Origin of the sequence: Bradyrhizobium macuxiense, from assembly GCF_001542415.1 — a bacterium.
Taxonomy (GTDB): domain Bacteria; phylum Pseudomonadota; class Alphaproteobacteria; order Rhizobiales; family Xanthobacteraceae; genus Bradyrhizobium; species Bradyrhizobium macuxiense.
This window is the reverse complement of record NZ_LNCU01000106.1, coordinates 185010-204318: the sequence shown is the minus strand read 5'-3', so window position 1 is coordinate 204318 and position 19309 is coordinate 185010. Positions and strand designations below refer to the sequence as shown.

The 19309-nt window shown below is 63.9% G+C and carries 13 protein-coding genes and 2 pseudogenes; 13 read left to right on the top strand and 2 right to left on the bottom strand.

Annotated elements, in window-relative coordinates; genetic code table 11:
* Positions 1–21 precede the first annotated feature (21 nt).
* From AS156_RS32030 to AS156_RS32000, 8 genes and pseudogenes are all read left to right on the top strand, one after another.
* Positions 22–4170 (top strand): VCBS domain-containing protein, encoded by a 4149-nt coding sequence (locus AS156_RS32030; protein WP_066513242.1) that lies wholly within the window; start codon positions 22–24, stop codon positions 4168–4170.
* Positions 4171–4260: 90 nt separating this feature from the next.
* Positions 4261–6495 carry a CHASE2 domain-containing protein gene (locus AS156_RS32025; protein WP_066513240.1) on the top strand — a complete coding sequence of 745 codons (2235 nt, stop codon included), beginning with the start codon at positions 4261–4263 and terminating at the stop codon, positions 6493–6495.
* Positions 6496–6713: 218 nt separating this feature from the next.
* Positions 6714–6953 (top strand): annotated as a pseudogene (locus tag AS156_RS41425) (oligopeptide/dipeptide ABC transporter ATP-binding protein); the annotation flags it as partial.
* On the top strand, positions 6950–7147 hold the full coding sequence (locus AS156_RS32020) for a hypothetical protein (RefSeq protein WP_066513238.1): 198 nt from the start codon (positions 6950–6952) through the stop codon (positions 7145–7147). The pseudogene AS156_RS41425 and the gene AS156_RS32020, both read left to right, overlap by 4 nt.
* Entirely contained in the window at positions 7144–8556 is a 1413-nt protein-coding gene (locus AS156_RS32015; RefSeq protein ID WP_066513236.1) for an Asp-tRNA(Asn)/Glu-tRNA(Gln) amidotransferase GatCAB subunit A, read from the top strand. Before AS156_RS32020 ends, AS156_RS32015 begins: the two co-directional genes overlap by 4 nt.
* Positions 8553–9053 (top strand): annotated as a pseudogene (locus AS156_RS32010) (ATP-binding cassette domain-containing protein); the annotation flags it as partial. The gene AS156_RS32015 and the pseudogene AS156_RS32010, both read left to right, overlap by 4 nt.
* Before the next feature lie 739 nt (positions 9054–9792).
* Positions 9793–11538 (top strand): type I secretion system permease/ATPase, encoded by a 1746-nt coding sequence (locus AS156_RS32005; protein WP_066513235.1) that lies wholly within the window; start codon positions 9793–9795, stop codon positions 11536–11538.
* Positions 11535–12845 carry an HlyD family type I secretion periplasmic adaptor subunit gene (locus AS156_RS32000; protein WP_066513233.1) on the top strand — a complete coding sequence of 437 codons (1311 nt, stop codon included), beginning with the start codon at positions 11535–11537 and terminating at the stop codon, positions 12843–12845. Before AS156_RS32005 ends, AS156_RS32000 begins: the two co-directional genes overlap by 4 nt.
* A gap of 164 nt (positions 12846–13009) precedes the next feature.
* Here AS156_RS32000 and AS156_RS31995 read toward each other — a convergent pair whose 3' ends face one another.
* A complete protein-coding gene (locus AS156_RS31995) occupies positions 13010–13492 on the bottom strand; it encodes a CinA family protein (protein WP_066513231.1) in 483 nt (160 codons plus the stop codon).
* Between the two features lie 162 nt (positions 13493–13654).
* Between AS156_RS31995 and AS156_RS31990 the strand changes: the two genes are divergently transcribed.
* The 5 genes from AS156_RS31990 to AS156_RS31970 all read left to right on the top strand — a co-directional run bounded on the left by AS156_RS31990 (position 13655) and on the right by AS156_RS31970 (position 18114).
* Positions 13655–14731, top strand: coding sequence for an amidohydrolase family protein (locus AS156_RS31990; protein WP_066513314.1), 1077 nt, complete (start codon positions 13655–13657; stop codon positions 14729–14731).
* On the top strand, positions 14728–15837 hold the full coding sequence (locus AS156_RS31985) for an amidohydrolase family protein (RefSeq protein ID WP_066513230.1): 1110 nt from the start codon (positions 14728–14730) through the stop codon (positions 15835–15837). Before AS156_RS31990 ends, AS156_RS31985 begins: the two co-directional genes overlap by 4 nt.
* A gap of 57 nt (positions 15838–15894) precedes the next feature.
* Positions 15895–16308, top strand: coding sequence for a Rieske (2Fe-2S) protein (locus AS156_RS31980; protein WP_066513229.1), 414 nt, complete (start codon positions 15895–15897; stop codon positions 16306–16308).
* A 154-nt stretch (positions 16309–16462) separates the two neighbouring features.
* Positions 16463–16930 carry a class I SAM-dependent methyltransferase gene (locus AS156_RS31975; RefSeq protein ID WP_201456135.1) on the top strand — a complete coding sequence of 156 codons (468 nt, stop codon included), beginning with the start codon at positions 16463–16465 and terminating at the stop codon, positions 16928–16930.
* A 281-nt stretch (positions 16931–17211) separates the two neighbouring features.
* On the top strand, positions 17212–18114 hold the full coding sequence (locus AS156_RS31970) for a cytochrome c oxidase assembly protein (protein WP_066513228.1): 903 nt from the start codon (positions 17212–17214) through the stop codon (positions 18112–18114).
* 81 nt (positions 18115–18195) lie between these two features.
* Here AS156_RS31970 and tcuB read toward each other — a convergent pair whose 3' ends face one another.
* Positions 18196–19302: a tricarballylate utilization 4Fe-4S protein TcuB gene (tcuB, locus tag AS156_RS31965; protein ID WP_066513226.1), complete on the bottom strand. Its 1107-nt coding sequence runs from the start codon at positions 19300–19302 to the stop codon at positions 18196–18198.
* Positions 19303–19309: the final 7 nt, after the last annotated feature.

The window sequence follows — 19309 nt, the reverse complement described above, 5'->3', positions numbered from 1 at the left end:
CCTTACGTGCGGTGAGCCGCGGTGAACTTTGTCGATAAATTCGACGGCTTCTTGCCGAGCCTGGACGCTCACTCCCATGGGCAAGTCCATGTCGACAGCGTTTCCGGTCATACTCCGCCCGGCGCGATCGTCGTCGACGATGCGCAACTGCTGTTCACCGGTGACTTCAAGCGCTCGGGCCCCGACCTTGTCCTGTCCAAGGACGATCGCGAACTGGTGCTGCACGACTATTTCAAGGGCGAGAAGCGTGCGGCTCTGGCCTCGCCAGACGGCGCGCATCTCACGGGCGACATTGTCAATGCCCTCACCGGATATACCCAGTTCGCGCAGGCCGGCGGCGGTGCCGTCGAGCCTGCCAAGGTCATCGGCCACGTCAGCAAGCTGGTCGGTAGCGCCACTGCCATTCGCAATGGCGTGGCGATCGTCCTGAACCAGGGTGACAACGTCAACAAGGGTGACGTGGTCCAGGCCGGCGCCGACTCGACGCTCGGCATCACCTTCATCGACGGTACCGTGTTCGGTCTTGGACCGAACGCGAAAATGGTGCTGAACGAAATGATCTACGACCCGAACGGGTCGAACAATTCGTCGCTGATGAGCCTGGTGCAGGGCACGATCTCGTTCGTCGCCGGCGCGACCGCCAAGCACGGCGACATGAAGGTCGATACGCCGGTTGCGACCATGGGCATCCGCGGCACCGCGGTGCTGGTCGAAATCGATTTCGACGTGCAGGGCACGGGTGGCGTGCCGCCGGCCAAATTCCAGGTGCTGGTCGAGCCGGACGGCTCGACCGGCTCCTACATCCTGTTCGACAAGACGACGCTCAATCCGATCGCGACCGTCGACCAGGCCGGTACGCAGACCATCGTCAATGGCCAGGGGAGCGTCAGCTTCCTGTCGTCGACGCAGCTCTCGACCGATGCGCAGAAGCTCATCTCCGACGTCTTCGCGCTGAAGTTCACCGACAACACCAACACGAACACCAAGCTCACGTCGAACTTCACCGATTCGATCGTTCCGACCACGACGGGCTTCAAGTTCGCAAGCGGCGATGTGATCGTGCCGACAGTCCTCCTGCTGACCTTTGCCAATGGGCCGGCGCAGAATGCGGCGGTCAAGGGCAGCAACCATGTCGCAGGGCCGCCTGATGCCGTGGCATTCAACGCCGCGTTTACCGAGCAGCCAGGGCTGACCAACAGCACGTCCCCTGACACGGTATCGAACGCGATCAGATGGGTTGACGTCAACCTCGGCGACATACCGAGTGCGACGGCGTACTTTACCTCATTTACCTATCAAGACGCCCAGCACAACGACGTCACCGCGTCGCTGACGGCTCAGCAACTCGCGGCCATCAAGGCGGTCGAGATCCCGCTGCTCGTCGAGCAGACCCCGGGCAATACCAATTTCGGCTCCGCGACCTGGACCTACAGCCTGCCCGACGGCGCCTTCGATTTCCTGGCGGCCGGCGAGACGCTGACGCTGACCTATACGGCGCGTGTCGACAACAATTACGTGCTTCTCAACGAGACCGCGTTCAAGACCTTCACCGTCACGATCACCGGTACCAACGATACGCCGATCGTGACGTCGTCGGCGCAGGCGGCCACGATCACGGAGATGCCGTGGACGACCCATTCGGCCGTGCCGGATACTGCGCATGGAACGGTCACCTTCACCGATCCGGATCTGACCGATACGCATACGGTGACCATTACTGGTGTCAGCGAGTCCGGCGTCACCACCGGCCTCGCCGACCCGGCCACCGTGCTGAGCTGGTTGTCGCTAGGAGCGCTCACTGATGCGACCAATGGCACGACCGGATCGCGCTCCTGGACGTTCTCGGCGGCCGACAAGGATTTCGATTACCTCGCGGCCGGCGAGACGTTGACGCTCACCTACACGGTCCAGATCGACGATCATCATGGCGGCGTGGTTACGGTGCCGGTCACGATCACGATCGTCGGCACCGACGACAAGCCGGTGATCACGTCGCCGACACAGGCCGCCGCGATCACCGAAGCTCCCGGGGTGACCGGCTCGCTGACGCCCGACACCGCGTCCGGCACGGTGAGCTTCACCGACGTCGATCTCAGCGACACCCACAGTGTCGCCGTCACCGGCGTGGCCGAGTCCGGCGTCACCACGGGCCTCGCCGACGAGGCGACCGTGTTGAGCTGGCTGTCGCTCGGCACGCTGATCGACTCGACCGGCGGCGTGACGGGATCACGCTCATGGGCGTTCTCGGCCGCCGACAGGAACTTCGATTACCTCGCCGCCGGCGAGACGCTGACGCTAGTCTACACCATTCAGGTCGACGATCATCATGGCGGGGTGGTCACGCAGCCGGTCACGATCACGGTTACCGGCGCCAACGATTTGCCTGTCATCACCTCGGCCCCGCAAGCGGCCGCGATTACCGAAATGCCGGATACGACCGGTTCGTCGACGGCGGACACGGGGTCGGGCGCGGTGACGTTCACGGATCCGGACCTCAGCGACGCCCACAGTGTCACGATCACAGGCGTGACGGAATCCGGCGTCACCAGCGGTCTCGCGAATGAATCGATCGTGCTGAGCTGGCTGTCGTTGGGCAAGCTGACGGATTCGACCGGCGGAGTAATCGGGTCAAGCCCGTGGCTGTTCTCGGCCGCCGACAAGAATTTCGACTATCTTGCCGCCGGCGAGACGCTCACCCTCGTCTACACGATGCAGGTCAACGATCATCATGGCGGCGTGGTCGATCAACCCGTGACGATCACCATCACCGGCACCAACGATTTGCCCGTCTTCACGTCTGCTCCGCAGACGGCCGCGATCACCGAGTTGCCGAATACGACGGGTTCGTCCACGCCCGATGTCGTCTCCGGCGCGATCTCCTTCACCGATGCGGACCTCAGCGACTCCCATACGGTCACGATCGCCAGTGTGACGGAGGCCGGCGCGACCGCCGGTCTCGCCGATTGCGAGACGGTGCTGAGCTGGTTGTCGCTGGGCAAGCTGACAGACTCGACCGGTGGCGCGACGGGATCGGATGCCTGGACATTTTCGGCGGCGGACAAGAACTTTGATTATCTCGCGGCTGGCGAGACGCTGACGCTGACCTATACGGTGCAGATCGACGATCATCATGGCGGTGTCGTCAGCCAGCCGGTGACCATCACTGTCACCGGCACCAATGACGCGCCGACGCTGCCCGACGTTGGCACGGTGCTCGCCCCCGGCGCCGAGGGCAGCTTCGGCTCACTCACCGGTACGCTCCACGGGTACGATGTCGACGATGGCGAGACCGCAACGCTGACCTACGGCGCTCTGAATGCAACGCATCACGCGACGAACGAGGCGATCAAGGGCCTCTACGGCTCCCTGACGGTGAACGTCGACGGCACCTATATCTACGTTCCGGATGCCACCGCGCTCAAAGGGCTTGCTGCAGGCGCCTACACCGATACGTTCGGCATTGAGACCACCGATGTTCACGGCGCCATGGGTACGGCAACGCTGACGGTCGATGTCCAGGGTGCCGGGGCCGTTCCGGTGCTCAATGTCGATCATCTTGTCATGACGCACGATCCCGAGAGCGGCACGGACACGGTTACGGGCCTGACAGTCACGGATGCGGGAGCAAGCGCCGACGAGATCTTCACCCTGACGGCCTTGACGGCCGACTCGAGCAGCAGCGTCAAGCCCGCGTCCGATGCGGGGTACCTGACCAACATCAACGCCACGCTCGCGTCCGGCCTCGTTTATCACGAAGGTGAGGCGCCGACGGACAGGGTCACTGTCTCCGTGGCCGATAGTCACGGCGCGACCGATACGGTCAATCTCATCTTCAGCGTTCAGCAAAATCCGACCGAACCGGTGACGCTGACCGGCACCAGTGACAAGGACGTGTTGTTCGGCACGCCGGGCTATCAGGATCAGTTCGTGTTTGCGCCGAACTTCAATCACGACACGATCATGAATTTCACGCCCGGTCAGGATCATATCGATCTTTCCGCGGTGGTATCGACCGCCGACGCGGCCATTTGGTTCAACCAGCACGTTGCGGTCTCGCCGACCAATTCGGCGGATACGCTGATTACTATCGATGCCGCCGACACGATCACGCTGCACGGGGTCGCCAAGGCGAGCCTGTCGCAGAACGACTTCATCCTTCATATAGCCTGACCAGCGTCCGGCGCCCGCTGTCGGCGCCAGTCGCGAGCCCATCCCGCGTTGCGCATTGGAACAAGCTCCCGTGCATGATATCCAGACCGCATGAAACGGCTGAGGGCGATACGGAGATGGTTCGCGCGGCGCTTCGGCTACGACCGGCTGGCGTGCCTTGTGCTGTTGGTCGGTATCGCCGCGCTCCGTGTCTGGGACCCCGCGCCGGTTCAGGAGCTGCGCGTCAGGACGTTCGATACCTTCCAACTGATCGACCCTCGCATCAAGACAGTACGACCCGTCACCGTCGTTGATATCGACGAGAAGAGCCTCGCGGACCCCAGGCTCGGGCAATGGCCATGGCCGCGGACGCGGATCGCCGACATCGTCACCAATCTGACCAGGCTCGGTGCGGTCGTGATCGCATTCGACGCGGTCTTCTCCGAGCCCGATCGCCTCAATCCGGACATCGCGGCCGATACGTTCGGCAATCTCGATGAGGAAATGCGCACCAGGCTGCGGCAGCTGCCTAGCAACGACAGTATCCTGGCCGATGCCATCAAGAACTCGCGGGTGGTGCTAGGTGAATCCGGTGGAATCAACGTCCGGGCCGATCTGAACGAAAAGCTTCCGGTCACCGGCTTTGCGATGCTCGGCGAGGACCCGCAGCGCTTCATGTTCGAGTTTCCCGGGCTGCTACGCAACGTGCCGGTGCTGGAGGAGGCAGCGGCCGGGCGCGGCCTGTTCACCATCAGGCCGGAGCGGGACGGCATCGTGCGGCGAGTGCCGATGATCATGGTCGCCCAGGGCATCACCATGCCATCGCTGACCTTCGAGATGCTGCGGGTCGCCAGCGGTTCGGACACTATCCTGATCAAGGCCGACGAGGCCGGCATAAAGAGCATCGGCGTCAAGGGATTTTCGATTCCGACCGATCGCAACGGCCAGCTCTGGATCCACTACGCGAGGCGGGATCCCTCGATCTATGTCTCCGCCATTGACGTGCTGGAAGGGCGCGTGGCGCCGGACAAGATCGCTGGCAAGCTCGTGGTGATCGGCACGTCGTCGATCGGGCTGAACGATATCAAGACGACGCCGGTGACGCCGGCGATGCCCGGCGTCGAGGTTCACGCCCAGGTGCTGGAGAGCGCGCTGACCGGCGATGTGGTTTCACAGCCGGGTTACGGAGTCGGCATCGAGTTCTTTGCCGCGATGATCATGGGGCTCCTGGTGATCGCCTTCGCGCCGAAGTTCGGCCCGGTGACGCTGGTCGTAGTCGGCGGGCTGTTTGCGTCGGTATTGGTCGGCACGTCATGGTACTTCTACGCCAGGCATCGCCTGCTGATCGATTTCACCTATCCGCTGATGTCGACCACGGCGATCTACCTCACCCTGATCTTCTCCGCCTTCGTGCGCGAGCAGCAGCAGCGCCGGCAGATCAGATCGCAGTTCGTCCAGTACATGTCGCCCGCGCTGGTCGAACAACTGGCGCAGTCGCCGGAAAGGCTCGTGCTCGGCGGCGAAGAGCGCGAGATGACCATCATGTTCTCGGACATGCGCGGCTTCACCTCGATCTCGGAAACCTACAAGAGCGATCCGCAGGGCCTGACGGCGCTGATGAACCGTTTCCTCACGCCGCTCTCGAACGCGATCCTGCTTCGCAAGGGTACGATCGACAAATACATGGGCGACGCCATCATGGCGTTCTGGAACGCGCCGCTCGACGACAAGGATCACCAGCTCAATGCCTGCGACGCTGCGCTCGACATGCTGCAGCGTGTCGAGGAGCTCAACCGGACGCGCGAGCAGGAGGCGCGGCAGGGCGGCCATATCTATGTGCCGCTCAACATCGGCGTCGGCCTCAACACCGGCACCTGCGTGGTCGGCAACATGGGCTCCGACGTGCGGTTCGACTATTCGGTGTTCGGCGACAGCGTCAATCTGGCGTCGCGACTGGAAGGGCAGTCCAAGGAATATGGCTTCCCGATCATCGTCGGATCGAACACGGCGCTCGCAGTGAAGGACAAATTCGCGATCCTCGAGCTCGACTTCATCATGGTGAAGGGCAAGAAGGAGCCCGAGGTGATCTATGCGATCGCCGGCCGCGAGGATGTGGCGAATTCCGGCCGCTTCCAGCGGTTGCGCAATTTGACCATCGAAATGCTCGCTTGCTATCGCGGCCGTGATTGGGATGGCGCGCTGGCCGCAATCGCTCGCGGCCGCAAGACCGACGAGGCGCAGACGCTGCAATATCTCTACAGCCTCTACGAGGCGCGCATCATGGCTTTCCAGAAGGATCCACCTCCGGACGATTGGAACGGCGCGTTCGCGCTGCTGACGAAGTAGCACAGGTACCCAAACATACACGGTGTCATGCGCGGGCTTGACCCGCGCATCCATCAAAATGAGTGCCTCATTCAAGCGAATGGATTGCCGGGTCAAGCCCGGTAACGACGACCGTCACTCCAGCCCGATCTGCGTGAGATCCTGGAACCAGTGCTGCGCCTGCACGAAGGACTTCACCTTCGGCGACAGCGCGTGCGGATTGGTGTCGTGCACCACCCGATCCCGACAGGCGTACCGAGGTGCCGCCGATCTCGGGCGATCCACCCAATCCGATCGATCCGCCGCCCGGTTGCCGGTTTCACACCCGTTGTCCGTTTGCGGAGCCGCTCTGCGCAAACGCAACGCCAAAGCTCAGCGATCTCGATACAATGGGCCATCAAGCGGCGTGCTACATGGCCATTCCTGGCTCAGGGCACAGCCGTGCGCCGGCAAAAGCAAAAGGAGAAAACGCGGCATGACCAGACCCACGCCTAAGGATGTCAAGGTGATCGCGCACGTCGCTGATGTGCCCGCCGATGACGAAGTGGCCAACCGCATCGCCAATTCGATCGGGCCCGCATTCGACGGCTTTGCGCCAATCTCCGGCACGTTGCCCTTCGACCTCGAACCCGCGAGCTTCCTGCTGGCGCAGATCGCAAAGGTGTCGAAATGAGCACCGAACCTGCCTTGATGACCCTGACCGCAGTCGCCAAGGCGATTGCCGAGAAGAAGGTCTCCTCGCACGAAGTGACGCGCGCCGTGTTGCATCGGATTGCGCAATGGCAGCCGCGTCTCAACGCCTATATGGCGATCGAATCGGAACAGGCGCTGGCCGCCGCCACAGAGGCCGACACTGAACTCGCCAAAGGCAAGAGTCGCGGCGCGCTGCACGGCGTCCCGTTGGCGCACAAGGACATGTATTACGAGGCCGGCAAGGTCGTGACCTGCGGCTCGCTGATCCGCCGCGATTTCGTGCCGAAGACGACAGCGACCGCGCTGCAGCGGCTGAAGGATGCGGGGCAGGTTCGGCTCGGCTCGCTGCAGATGGTTGAGTTCGCCTACGGGCCGACCGGCCATAACGTGCATTACGGCGCGGTGCGCAATCCCTGGAACGTCGATCACATCACCGGCGGTTCGTCGTCGGGCTCCGGTTCGGCGGTCGCCGCGCGCCTGACTTTTGCGGCGCTCGGCTCGGATACCGGCGGCTCGGTGCGCATGCCTGCGCATTTCTGCGGCGTCACCGGCCTGAAGACGACAGTCGGACGCGTCAGCCGCGCCGGCGCGATGCCGCTGTCGCAGTCGCTGGATACGGTCGGTCCGCTGGCGCAGACGGCAGAGGATTGTGCGCTGCTGCTCGGCTTGATGGCCGGTGCTGATACCGAGGATCTCACGGCCTCGAGCCAGCCGGTGCCGGACTACATGGCCGCGACCAGGGAATCGCTGAAAGGCCTGAAGATCGGGGTGCCCACCGCGTTCTATGTCGACGATCTCGATCCCGAGGTCGCGCGCATCCTCGACGAGACCATTGCGACGCTGAAGAAGGAAGGCGCCGAGATCGTGAAGGTCGAGTTGCCAGACCAGCGTCAGCTCTCTTCGGCGTCGCAGCTGGTGCTCGCGGTCGAGGCCGCGGCCTTCCACAAGCGCTGGATGATCGAGCGGCCGCAGGATTACGGCGCGCAGGTCTTGATGCGGTTGCAGAACGGCCTCACGATTCCGGCGGTCACCTACCTCGAGGCGATGCGGTGGCGTGGGCCGGCGCTCGCCGCGCACAATGCGGCGGTCAGCGGCGTCGATGCGGTGATTGCGCCGTCGTCGCCGGTGCCAGCGCCGACGATTGCCGAGAGCGATGTCGGCAATGGCCCGGGTGCGGACGCAGTGCTGCAGCGGCTGACACGGTTCACCCGCCCGGTCAATTATCTCGGCCTGCCGTCGCTCTCGATCCCGAGCGGTTTCACCAAGTCGGGCCTGCCGGTCGGCATGCAGCTGATCGGCCGCTCCTTCGAAGAGGCCTCGCTGCTTCGGATCGGCGCCGCTTTCCAGCGCGCGACCGACTATCACGCAAAGGTGCCGAAACTCGCATGACTGACCTCGTCGAGATCAACAACCTCAACATCCGCTTCACCGGCGATCGTACGGTCCACGCCGTGAACGATCTCAGCCTGTCGCTCGCCGAAGGCGAGGTGTTGGGGTTGCTCGGCGAGTCCGGCTCGGGCAAGAGCGTGACGTTGCGGGCGCTGATGCGGCTGTTGCCGAGGAAGCGCACGGAGATCTCCGGCAGCGTCAAGGTGCTGGGCCGGGAAGTGCTGGCGATGGACGACGAGGCGCTCTCCGCATTCCGCGGCCAGACCGTCTCGATGATCTTCCAGGAGCCGGCGCTCGCGCTCGATCCCGTCTACACCATCGGCCGGCAGATCGCCGAGACCGTGATACGTCATGAAGGCAAGAGCGAACGCGAGGCAATGGCGCGTGCGCTCGAGATGCTGGAGGTGGTGCGGATCCCGTCCGCCAAGCGGAGGCTGGAGTCGTATCGGCATGAGATGTCGGGCGGCATGCGGCAGCGCGCGATGATCGCGGTGGCAGCGGTTTAGCTCGCGCGGGCGACGGCGTCCGCAATCCAGCGCCGTACCGCGGCGATCCGCCGGTCCTGGGCCTGCTCGGTGCGAGATATCAGATAGATGGTTTCGCTGTGCGCCGCCTCGAACGCAAAGGGGGGCGACCAGCCTGCTGCCGAAGCCCGGCTGCGCCCCCGATCAGGGGGCCATTCCCAGCGCGAACCGAGCCCGTGCTCGGCCGCGCAATGGGAAGCCCGTGCCGCCGCCTGGTTCCGAATGCACCACAGCGTGGTTAATGGCGTCGGTTCGGTGGCGCGGGTGCTCTGGCCCGCCGACTGGACCCACGGTATCGGGCGTCCGGTTCAGAACGTGATGGGCTGATCCGAACCCGAATCTGACGGTTCAATTGTTCCGGCAACCACAGGGCGAATAGGTCGGAGTGCGGGCGGGCCGAGACCTGCTGGCGCCCGAAGGTCGGGCTTGGCGTCGGGAGCGGCGTGTTGCTTGATGTTTACGGCGAGATCGGCCGTGTCTCGATGTCGGTCATTCTCGTGCCCTTTTCGAGAAGCGCGCCCACGAACCGGCCCGGTTCGGCGGCAAACTAGCCATCATTCCTTCAACTCCCCGTGCGATCACCAAATGCGGTTGCGAACCCGCTCTCGGGTTAACGCGACTTAAATGTACGACGGTCACAAAAATGGACGATGGTCGCAAACGTCGATACAACGTGGCTATCACGTGACCCTTTTGTAGAGACTGGATTTTTATGGCAGCTGCTCCCGCTGTCCGGCGTTCCGAACTGAGTGAGGCGCTGCGCGCATGCCGCAGTGCCTTCATCGGCGTCGGTCTCATGAGTTGCATGATCAACCTGTTGTACCTGACAGGTTCAATGTTCATGCTGCAGGTCTACGACCGGGTGCTGCCGAGCCGCAGTGTTCCGACCCTGATTGGCCTCGTGGTCATCGCCGCCGGCCTCTACATGGCCCAAGGTGTGCTCGATCTGCTGCGCGGACGGATCCTTGGCCGCATTGGAACCTCGCTCGATGAAGCCCTCAATGCACGGGTGTTCGATACCATCGTCCGGTTGCCGCTGACCGTGGGCAATCGCAGCGAGGGCCTGCAACCGCTGCGCGACCTCGACAATGTGCGTTCCTTCCTCGGCAGCATGGGGCCCGGCGCGTTCTTCGATCTGCCATGGCTGCCGTTCTACATGGCGATCTGCTTCGCGTTCCACTGGCTGCTCGGCGTCACGGCGCTGGTCGGCGCCGTCATCCTGGTGACGCTGACGCTGATCACCGAGTACATGTCGCGCACGCCGGCCAAGGAAGCGTTGAGCCTCGCCGCGCGGCGCAACGATATCGCCGCGTCCAGCCGCCGCAATGCCGAGGTGCTCGTCGCGATGGGCATGGCCGGGCGGATGAACCAGCGCTGGAACGATGCCAACGAGGATTATCTGGCCGGCAACCAGCGCGCCAGCGACGTCACCGGCGGGCTCGGTGCGGTCGCCAAGGTGCTGCGCATGATGCTGCAGTCCTCCGTGCTCGCGGTCGGCGCCTATCTCGTGATCCACCAGGAGGCCACCGGCGGCATCATCATCGCGGGCTCGATCCTGAGCGCGCGGGCGCTGGCGCCGGTCGATCTGGCGATCGCGCATTGGAAGGGCTTCGTCGCCGCGCGCCAGAGCTGGCACCGGCTCAACCGGCTGCTGCAGCAGATGCCGGCACGGCCGGAGCAGACCCTGTTGCAGCCGCCGACGAAGAAGCTGTCGGTCGAAGCTGTCACCATGGTGGCGCCGGGCGACCAGCGCGTGATCGTGCAGGATGTCAACTTCACGGCCGAGGCTGGCAGCGGCGTCGGCGTGATCGGGCCGAGCGGGTCCGGCAAGTCGTCGCTGATCCGGGCGCTGGTCGGCGTCTGGGCGCCGGTCCGCGGCAAAGTGCGGCTCGACGGCGCAGCGCTCGACCAATGGTCGTCGGACGTGCTCGGACGCTATGTCGGCTATCTGCCGCAGGACGTCGAACTGTTCGGCGGCACCATCGCGCAGAACATTTCCCGCTTCGATCCCGAAGCCAAGTCCGACGGCATCATCGCGGCGGCCAAGGAGGCCGGCGTGCACGAGATGATCATCAAGATGCGCGAGGGCTACGACACGCAGGTCGGCGAGCAGGGCAGCGCGCTGTCGGCCGGCCAGGCGCAGCGCGTCGCGCTGGCGCGTGCACTCTACGGCAATCCGTTCCTGGTCGTGCTCGACGAGCCGAATTCAAATCTCGACAGCGAAGGCGACGAGGCGCTGACCCGCGCGGTGCGTGCAGCGCGAGAGCGTGGTGCGGTCGTCATCGTGGTTGCGCACCGGCCGATCGGCATCGAGGGCGTCGATCAGCTCCTGGTGCTGAAGGACGGCCGCATGCAGACCTTCGGGCCGAAGGAGGTCGTGCTCGGGCAGGTGCTGCAGCGCGTCGCGCCGCCGACACCGGTCAGGATCGTTGCCGATGCGGGGGCAACCAAGTCATGACCGATCAACCGCGCAACGCACATCTCTCGATCAGGAAGCATCTGATCGTCGGCCTCGCCGTCGTCCTGGTTCTGGGCGGCGGCGTCGGCGGCTGGGCTTCGACGGTGCCGATCTCGGGCGCGCTGATCGCGCCGGGCTCCGTGGTGGTCGATTCCAACATCAAGAAGGTGCAGCATCCGACCGGCGGCGTGGTCGGCGAGATCCTGGCGCGTGACGGCGATCTGGTCAAAGCCGGCGATGTCGTCGTGCGTCTTGACGAGACGGTGGTGAAGGCGAGCCTTGCGATCGTGGTCAAGACCTTGAACGGTCTCTATGCGCGCGCTGCGCGGCTCGACGCCGAGCAGCGGGGGCTGGAGAAGATCAAGTTCCCCGCGACGCTGACGGAACATACCGACGATCCGGACGTCAAGGACGTCATGGCCAGCGAAACCAAATTGTTCGATTTCCGCGTCAACGGCCGGATTGGGCAAAAGGCGCAGCTGCGCGAACGCGTCACGCAGTTGAACGAGGAGATCTCCGGTCTGGAGGCGCAGGAAGCCGCCAAGGACAAGGAGATCGCGCTGGTGCAGCAGGAACTGGTCGGCGTCCGCCAGCTCTATGATCAGCATCTGGTGCAGCTCACCCGCCTCACCACGCTGGAGCGCGACGCAGCGCGGCTCGCCGGCGAGCGGGCGCAATACATCGCGCAGCGCGCGCAGGCCAAGGGCAAAATCACCGAGACCGAGCTGCAGATCATCCAGGTCGACAAGGACATGCTCGCGGAGGTCTCCAAGGATTTGCGCGAGACCAATGACAAGATCGGCGAGTTCGTCGAGCGCAAGGTCACCGCGGAAGACCAGCTTCGCCGCGTCGATATCCGGGCGCCGCAGGATGGCATGGTGCTGCAATCGACGGTGCATACGGTCGGCGGCGTCATCACCGCAGGCGACGCCATCATGATGATCGTGCCGCAGGGCGACGCGCTGTCGGTCGAAGCCAAGGTCAACCCGCAGGATATCGACAAGTTGCAGATCGGCCAGAAGACGCTGTTGCGGCTCTCCGCCTTCAACCAGCGCACCACGCCGGAGCTGAACGGTGTCGTGACCCGCGTCTCCGCCGACACCACCACCGATCAGCGCACCGGGCAGGCCTATTACACCATCCGCGTCTCAATGCCGCCGGACGAAATCAAGCGTCTCGGCAGCGAGGTCAAGATCATCCCGGGCATGCCGGTGGAAGCCTTCGTCCAGACCGGCGACCGCACCATGCTGTCCTATCTGATGAAGCCGCTGAGCGACCAGTTCATGCGCTCGTTCCGCGAGAAGTGAGTACCTGCGAGGTTGTTTCCTCACGTCGTCCCTGCGAAAGCAGGGACCCATAACCACCATAGATCATTGCGGTACTCAGCGGTGGCTCCAGCGATCTTCAAAGCTGGCAGTTGTGGTTATGGGTCCCGGGTCGCGCTGCGCTTGCCCGGGACGACAGCAGAAAATTATCGCGACAGATTCTTCAACAGTAACTCCAGCGCGGCCTTTGCGAACGCCTGCATGTTCGCCTGCCGGTCGTTGCTTCCGGTCTCGAGCGTGATCACCTGCTGCTGCGGGCCGGCGACCGCCATGCAGCTATGGCCGGCGGCGTCGCCGTAGCGGTTGCCGGTCGGGCCGGATGCGCCGGTTTCCGACAGCCCCCAATCGGTCGAGAGGCGCTGGCGGATCTGGCTTGCCAGCAGCTGCGCATAGGGTTCGGACGCCGAGCGGATGCCGCGCATGGCGTCATTGGGAATATCCATCAGCACGCTCCGCGCGTCGCGGGTATAGATCACGCCGCCACCGATGAAGTAGGCCGATGCGCCGGGCACCGCGAGCAGTGATGCGGAGATCAATCCCCCGGTCGACGATTCCGCGACCGAGATCGTCTGCTTGTTCGCGATCAGCTTTGCCGCGATCCGCTCGGCGATAGATACCAGCTCAGTCATTGGCGGCCTTCCTGTTGTGTGCCATGAAAAATCTCCGGGTCGTTCTGCCTTCCTAGCACACCACATCGGCCTCTGCCGAGTTGCCGACCACCGGCAGGCCTGCTTGAATACGGCCCAAACAAAGTCGGCGTCGCGATGGGCGCGCCGATCAGAGGAAACATCATGACGTCGCCGATCGCCGGCGGCGTGGATTGCGATCTGCATCCCGCCGTGCCTCACCTCACCAGCCTGCTGCCCTACATGAACGACTACTGGCGCGACCAGGTGACGACGCGCGGCATGACCGACCTGATCTCGCAATCCTATCCGGTCAACTCGCCGATTTCGGCGCGGCCGGACTGGCGGCCGGCACAGGGCAAGCCCGGTTCTGATATCGCCGACATGCAGCGCCAGGCGCTCGACAAGTTCGGCAGCGCCTACGGCATCTGCAATCCGCTCTACGGTGTGCAGATGGTGTTCTCCGAGGACATGGCCGACGCCTTCTGCCGCGCGCTGAACGACTGGCTGGCGAAGGAGTGGCTCGACAAGGACGATCGGCTGCGCGGCTCGATAGTGATCCCCGTGCAGAGCATCGAGAAGGCGGTCGCCGAGATCGAGCGTTGTGCGCAGGACAAGCGCTTCGTGCAGGTGCTGATGCTGGTCATGGGCGACATGCCGCTCGGCAAGCGTCACTATTGGCCGATCTACGCTGCGGCCGAGCGCCTCGGGCTACCGATCGGCATCCATGCCGGCAGCGCCTATCACAACCCGCCGACCTCGGTCGGCTGGGGCTCCTATCACATCGAGGACTATGTCGCGCAGGCGCAGGCGTTCCAGACCCAGCTCACCAGCCTGATCGTCGAGGGCGTGTTCGCACGCCACCCGAATCTGAAGATGGTGATGCTGGAATCGGGCTTCACCTGGCTGCCGCCGTTCCTGTGGCGGCTGCACAAGTTCTGGCGCGGCGTGCGCATGGAAACGCCGTGGGTCGACCGCGCGCCGCTGGAGATTGTGCGCAGCAACATCCGCTTCTCGCTGCAGCCGGTCGACGCGCCGCCGGAACCGGACACGCTGAACCGGCTGTTCGACCATATGCAGTCGGACGAATTGATCCTATTCTCGACGGATTATCCGCATTGGCAGTTCGACGGCGATGACGTGCTGCCGATGGGATTGTCGCCGGATCTCGTCCGCAAGATCATGGTCGACAATCCGTACGCGACCTACACGCGCCTGAAAGTGAAGGAGACGGCGTCATGAACGTCCAGCTTCGCGAAATTCCGCCAGCCGCATCGTCCTCCGGCATCAAGACCGCGATCGCCGATTGCGACATCCATCCGGCCCGTGCGACCCCGGACGAGCTGTATCCGTTCCTGGCCAAGCGCTGGCACGCCCATCTCGAAACCTTCGGCGTTCATACCTATCAGGGCATGATGGGGGGCCCGCCCTATCCGAAGGCGCAACCGAACGCCTCGCGCCGCGATGCCTACCCGCCGGAAGGCGGTCCGCAAGGCTCCTCGCTGTCCTTCATGCAGAAGCAGCTGCTCGACCGCAACAATGTTGCGCTCGGCGTGCTCAATCCGCTCAACACCGGGCAGGGCATCCGTAACCAGGATCTCGCCGGTGCGATCTGCTCCGCGGTCAACGACTGGCAGATCGAGAAATGGACCAGCAAGGATTCACGGCTGAAAGGTTCGATCGTCGTCGCCAATGAGGACGGCGTCTCAGCCGCCGCCGAAATCCGCAAGCGTGCGGGCGACAAGAATTTCGTTCAAGTGCTGCTGCTCAGCCGCAACGTCGAGCCGCTCGGCCAGCGCCGCTACTGGCCGATCTACCAGGCGGCGGAAGAGGCCGGGCTGCCGATCGGCGTGCACGCATTCGGCTTCGGCGGCAACCCGATAACCGCGTCGGGCTGGCCGAGCTTCTACATCGAGGAGATGGTCGGCCATTCGCAGTGCCAGCAGACCGCGCTGGCGAGCCTCGTGCTCGAAGGCGTGTTCGAACGCTTCCCGAAATTGAAGATGGTGATGGTCGAGGCCGGCTTCGGCTGGGCGCCGTCGCTGGCCTGGCGGCTCGATAAGGTGTTCTCGCGGCTACATGCCGAGGTGTCGCATCTCAAGCGCAAGCCGTCGGAATACATCCGCGACCACATCTGGTGGACGACGCAGCCGATGGAGGATCCGGAGAGCCGTGATCATCTGTTCCAGACCATCGAATGGATCGGCTGGGACAAGCTGTTGTTCGCGACCGACTATCCGCACTGGGATTACGACGAGCCGTCGCGTGTGCTGCCGGCCGGCGTCAGCGGCGCCAACAAGCAGGCGTTCTATCTCGACAATGCGAAGAAGCTGTACGGTGTTGCGTAGCATGATCCGGACAAGTGGAAACCGGTTTTCCGAAAAGATCATGCGTGAGAAAAACTGATGGCGCGTCATGTGATTGCCCCGGTGGATGAGCTGCCGCCGGGTTCGCGGAAATCCATCGAGATCGACGGTCGGCCGATCGTGGTGTTCAACGTCAAGGGCGAGTTCTTCGGCCTGTTGAACCGCTGCCCGCATCAGGGTGCGGCGCTCTGCGAGGGCCCGCTGATCGGCCTGGCGTCATCCACCGACCCCGGCGAGATAGAATACACAAAACTCGGCGAGATCCTGCGCTGCCCCTGGCACGGCTGGGAGTTCGATATTCGCACCGGCCAGTCCTATTGCGATCCCCGCCGGTTTCGCGCGCGCGCCTACCCGGTCAATGTCGAGGCGGGCACCAATCTCGTGAAGGGGCCGTATGTTGCCGAGACCGTCAAGGTCGCGGTCGAGAGCAACTACGTGGTGGTGGACCTGTAGCCGCGATCTGCCCGGTATCCGTTGTCACGGGAGGCCGGTATCGATGAGCGCTGTGCGAAACCTTTTGATGCGCGCGTTTGGCCGCCCTCAAGGTCTCCTCGGGAGATTGGGGGGCGTCATTATGGCGCGCATGAACGTCGATTGCGGCGTCTGGGTGATCGATCTCCTCGAGGTCAAGCCAAACGACAGCGTGCTGGAGGTGGGGTTCGGTCCCGGCGCGGTGATTGAACGCCTGTCTGGTCTAATTTCAGCCGGCAGCGTCGCAGGCATCGATCCGTCTGCCGAAATGGTGGCGCAGGCCCGGAGCCGAAACGCAACCGCGATCCGCACCGGGCGCGTTGACCTCCGGCTTGGCTCCGTCGAGCGCTTACCGTTCGCAGACGACAGCTTCGACAAGGCGCTGGCGATCAACTCGATGCAGGTCTGGCCGGATGCGATCGCGGGCTTGCGTGAGATGCGCCGGGTTCTGAAGCCAGACGGCAGAATTGCGCTCGGCTTCACGGTCTATTCCGGGCAGTCGAACGAAGGCGTCGCGGAAAAGCTCACCGCTGCGGGCTTCACGAACGCAAACGCGGTGAAATCGGACGAGTGGTTCTGCGCCCTGGCCACAAAGGCTGGATGAAGTGCGCTACTGATGCGCACCGCTCATCATGATCTGCGCGCTCATGCGCATAACTCACCAGCACGCTGAGCGGACACGAGCCCCGTGTCGATACCGAGCGTAGAACTTCCCGCGAAACGAGATCACAAGCTCGTCAAGTGGCACTGAAAGCCCGTCAATATCCTCCTTTGCGATTCTTGCTCGCATTCGTCGGTGGACGGCCCGGCTAGGTCGGTCTACATCCTGCAGGTGCCGGGGGCGGCCGCGTTAGGAGTGGACATGGGTCGCGGTACCGGAAACACTTGAATGTACTTCTGCCGTGCTTCGTCGCGCTCGGCGTCATGTTCGGGCTGGTGGCCTACGCGCCAGAACTGTACCGTGCATTCTGCGGCGCTACAGGATATGGCGGGACGACGCAGCGGGCGTATTCCGACCCGACCACCACCTCCGACAAGACAGTAACGGTTGCGTTCGACAGCAACGTGGCGCCGGGCTTGCCTTGGCGATTCGAGCCCGAGCAGCGCTCTGTCACGGTTCACCTGGGCGAACAGAAACTCGTATTCTTCACGGCCGAGAACCTCAGCAACGAGTCGATCGTCGGGCACGCCGCATTCAACGTCACGCCCGAGACGAGCGGCATCTATTTCAACAAAATTCAATGCTTCTGTTTCAATGAGGAGCGCCTCGAACCGCATCAGAAGGTCGAAATGCCTGTTGTCTTTTTCGTCGATCCAGCCTTTGCCAAGGATGCGGACAACCTCCACGTCGATACGATCACGCTCAGCTATACGTTCTTTCGCTCGACGAATCCGTCGCAGAGCAAGAACCTTTCGCGCTTCCTGGCGAATGCCGCGCCGGATCCGGTCCACGGTCGGCAGCTCTTCACCGAACGGTGCACGGCCTGTCACGCGACCGATATCAACAAGGCTGGGCCCGTGCTTGGCGGGGTGGTGGGCCGCAGGGCCGGCTCGGCCCCCGGATACCACTATTCGGCGGCGCTGAAGAGCGCGGGTCTTACTTGGTCTACGGATAACCTCGATCGCTGGTTGGCCGATCCGCAGAAACTCGTGCCGGGCGCACGCATGCCGGTGCGCGTGCTCGACGCTCCGTCTCGCCGCGACATCATCGCTTACCTGCAGAAGGTGGGCCAGCAGCGCGGCAACCGCACCGGTTCGAACGCAGCCGCATCGGATGGAGAATACTAGCCTGGCATTCGGGCAAACGCGACGGAGGGAGAAGATCGTTCCGGCAGGGCTCGGACGGGCAACGCTCCGAAATGACGGAGCCTACGAATGCTCCATCATCCGCCGTTCCCGCGCGTAGCGCACCAGCGCGACGAAGCGGTAGATGCCGTGCACGAACTTGCCATAGGGCATGGTGATGAACAGCGCGAACACCACGCCGAGATGCAGCGCCAGCAGCGGGCCCATCGCGCCGGTCTCGCGCCAGAGCAGCAGCGCAAGGCCAGTGACGCTGGTCAGGAACAGCATCACGATGAACGCGGTGTCCATGCCCATCCGCTGCTCGTCGACCAGCACGCGGTCGCGTTTCCGTTTCTCTGACAGCAGGCCGAGCGGACCGATCACGAGGCCGATGCCGCCGAGCGTGCCGAGGACGACAGGCAGGTCCCACCACGCATAGGGAGCCTCGCGCGCCAGCAGATAGTGATACAGCGTGCCGACACAGGTCGCGGCAAAGCACAGGGCAAAGCCATAGAAAGTGAAATGGTGATAGAGCTTGCGGCGGTCGGTCGGTTGGTCGTCCTCGTTGAAGCAGCCGACCCCGCCGCCGTCGAGATAGCGCAGTTCGCCGGCGTCGCGGATGGCTTGCAGCAGCGCCTTGCCATCGGTCGTCATACCGACGGGCTCGCCGATATCGCGCCAGAATGCGCGTACTCCCATGACCAGCGCCAGGATCGCATAGAGGAAGGCGAGGCCGAACAGCAGCGCCATCGCATTGTGCGGCATGAGTTTGTAGAACGCGCCGGGGCCGGTGTGGATACCATAGAGCACGCTCGGGTCGTGGACCGCGGCGAAGCCGAAGATGAACGCAGCCACGCTCAGCGCGGCGATCAGGCTGATGACAAGCCCGTTGCGCGCAAACGCGCCGGCGAAGGCGCGCGGCCAGGAATAGGCGGCATAGGATTCGGCACGCGCGATCGCGAGCGTCTTCGGCACATTGACGTTGAATTCATGCGGCGGCGAGAACTGGCAGTCGGTGTAGCAGGCGCCACAGGCATGGCAGAGATTGGCGAGATAGTTGAGGTCACCGTCGGAGAAGGCGCGCCGCATCTCCATCGCGGGAAACACCGCGCACAGGCCCTCGCAATAGCGGCAGGAGTTGCACACCGTCATCAGACGGTCGGCTTCCTCCAAGATCCTTGTCCCGTGCATCGCTTCG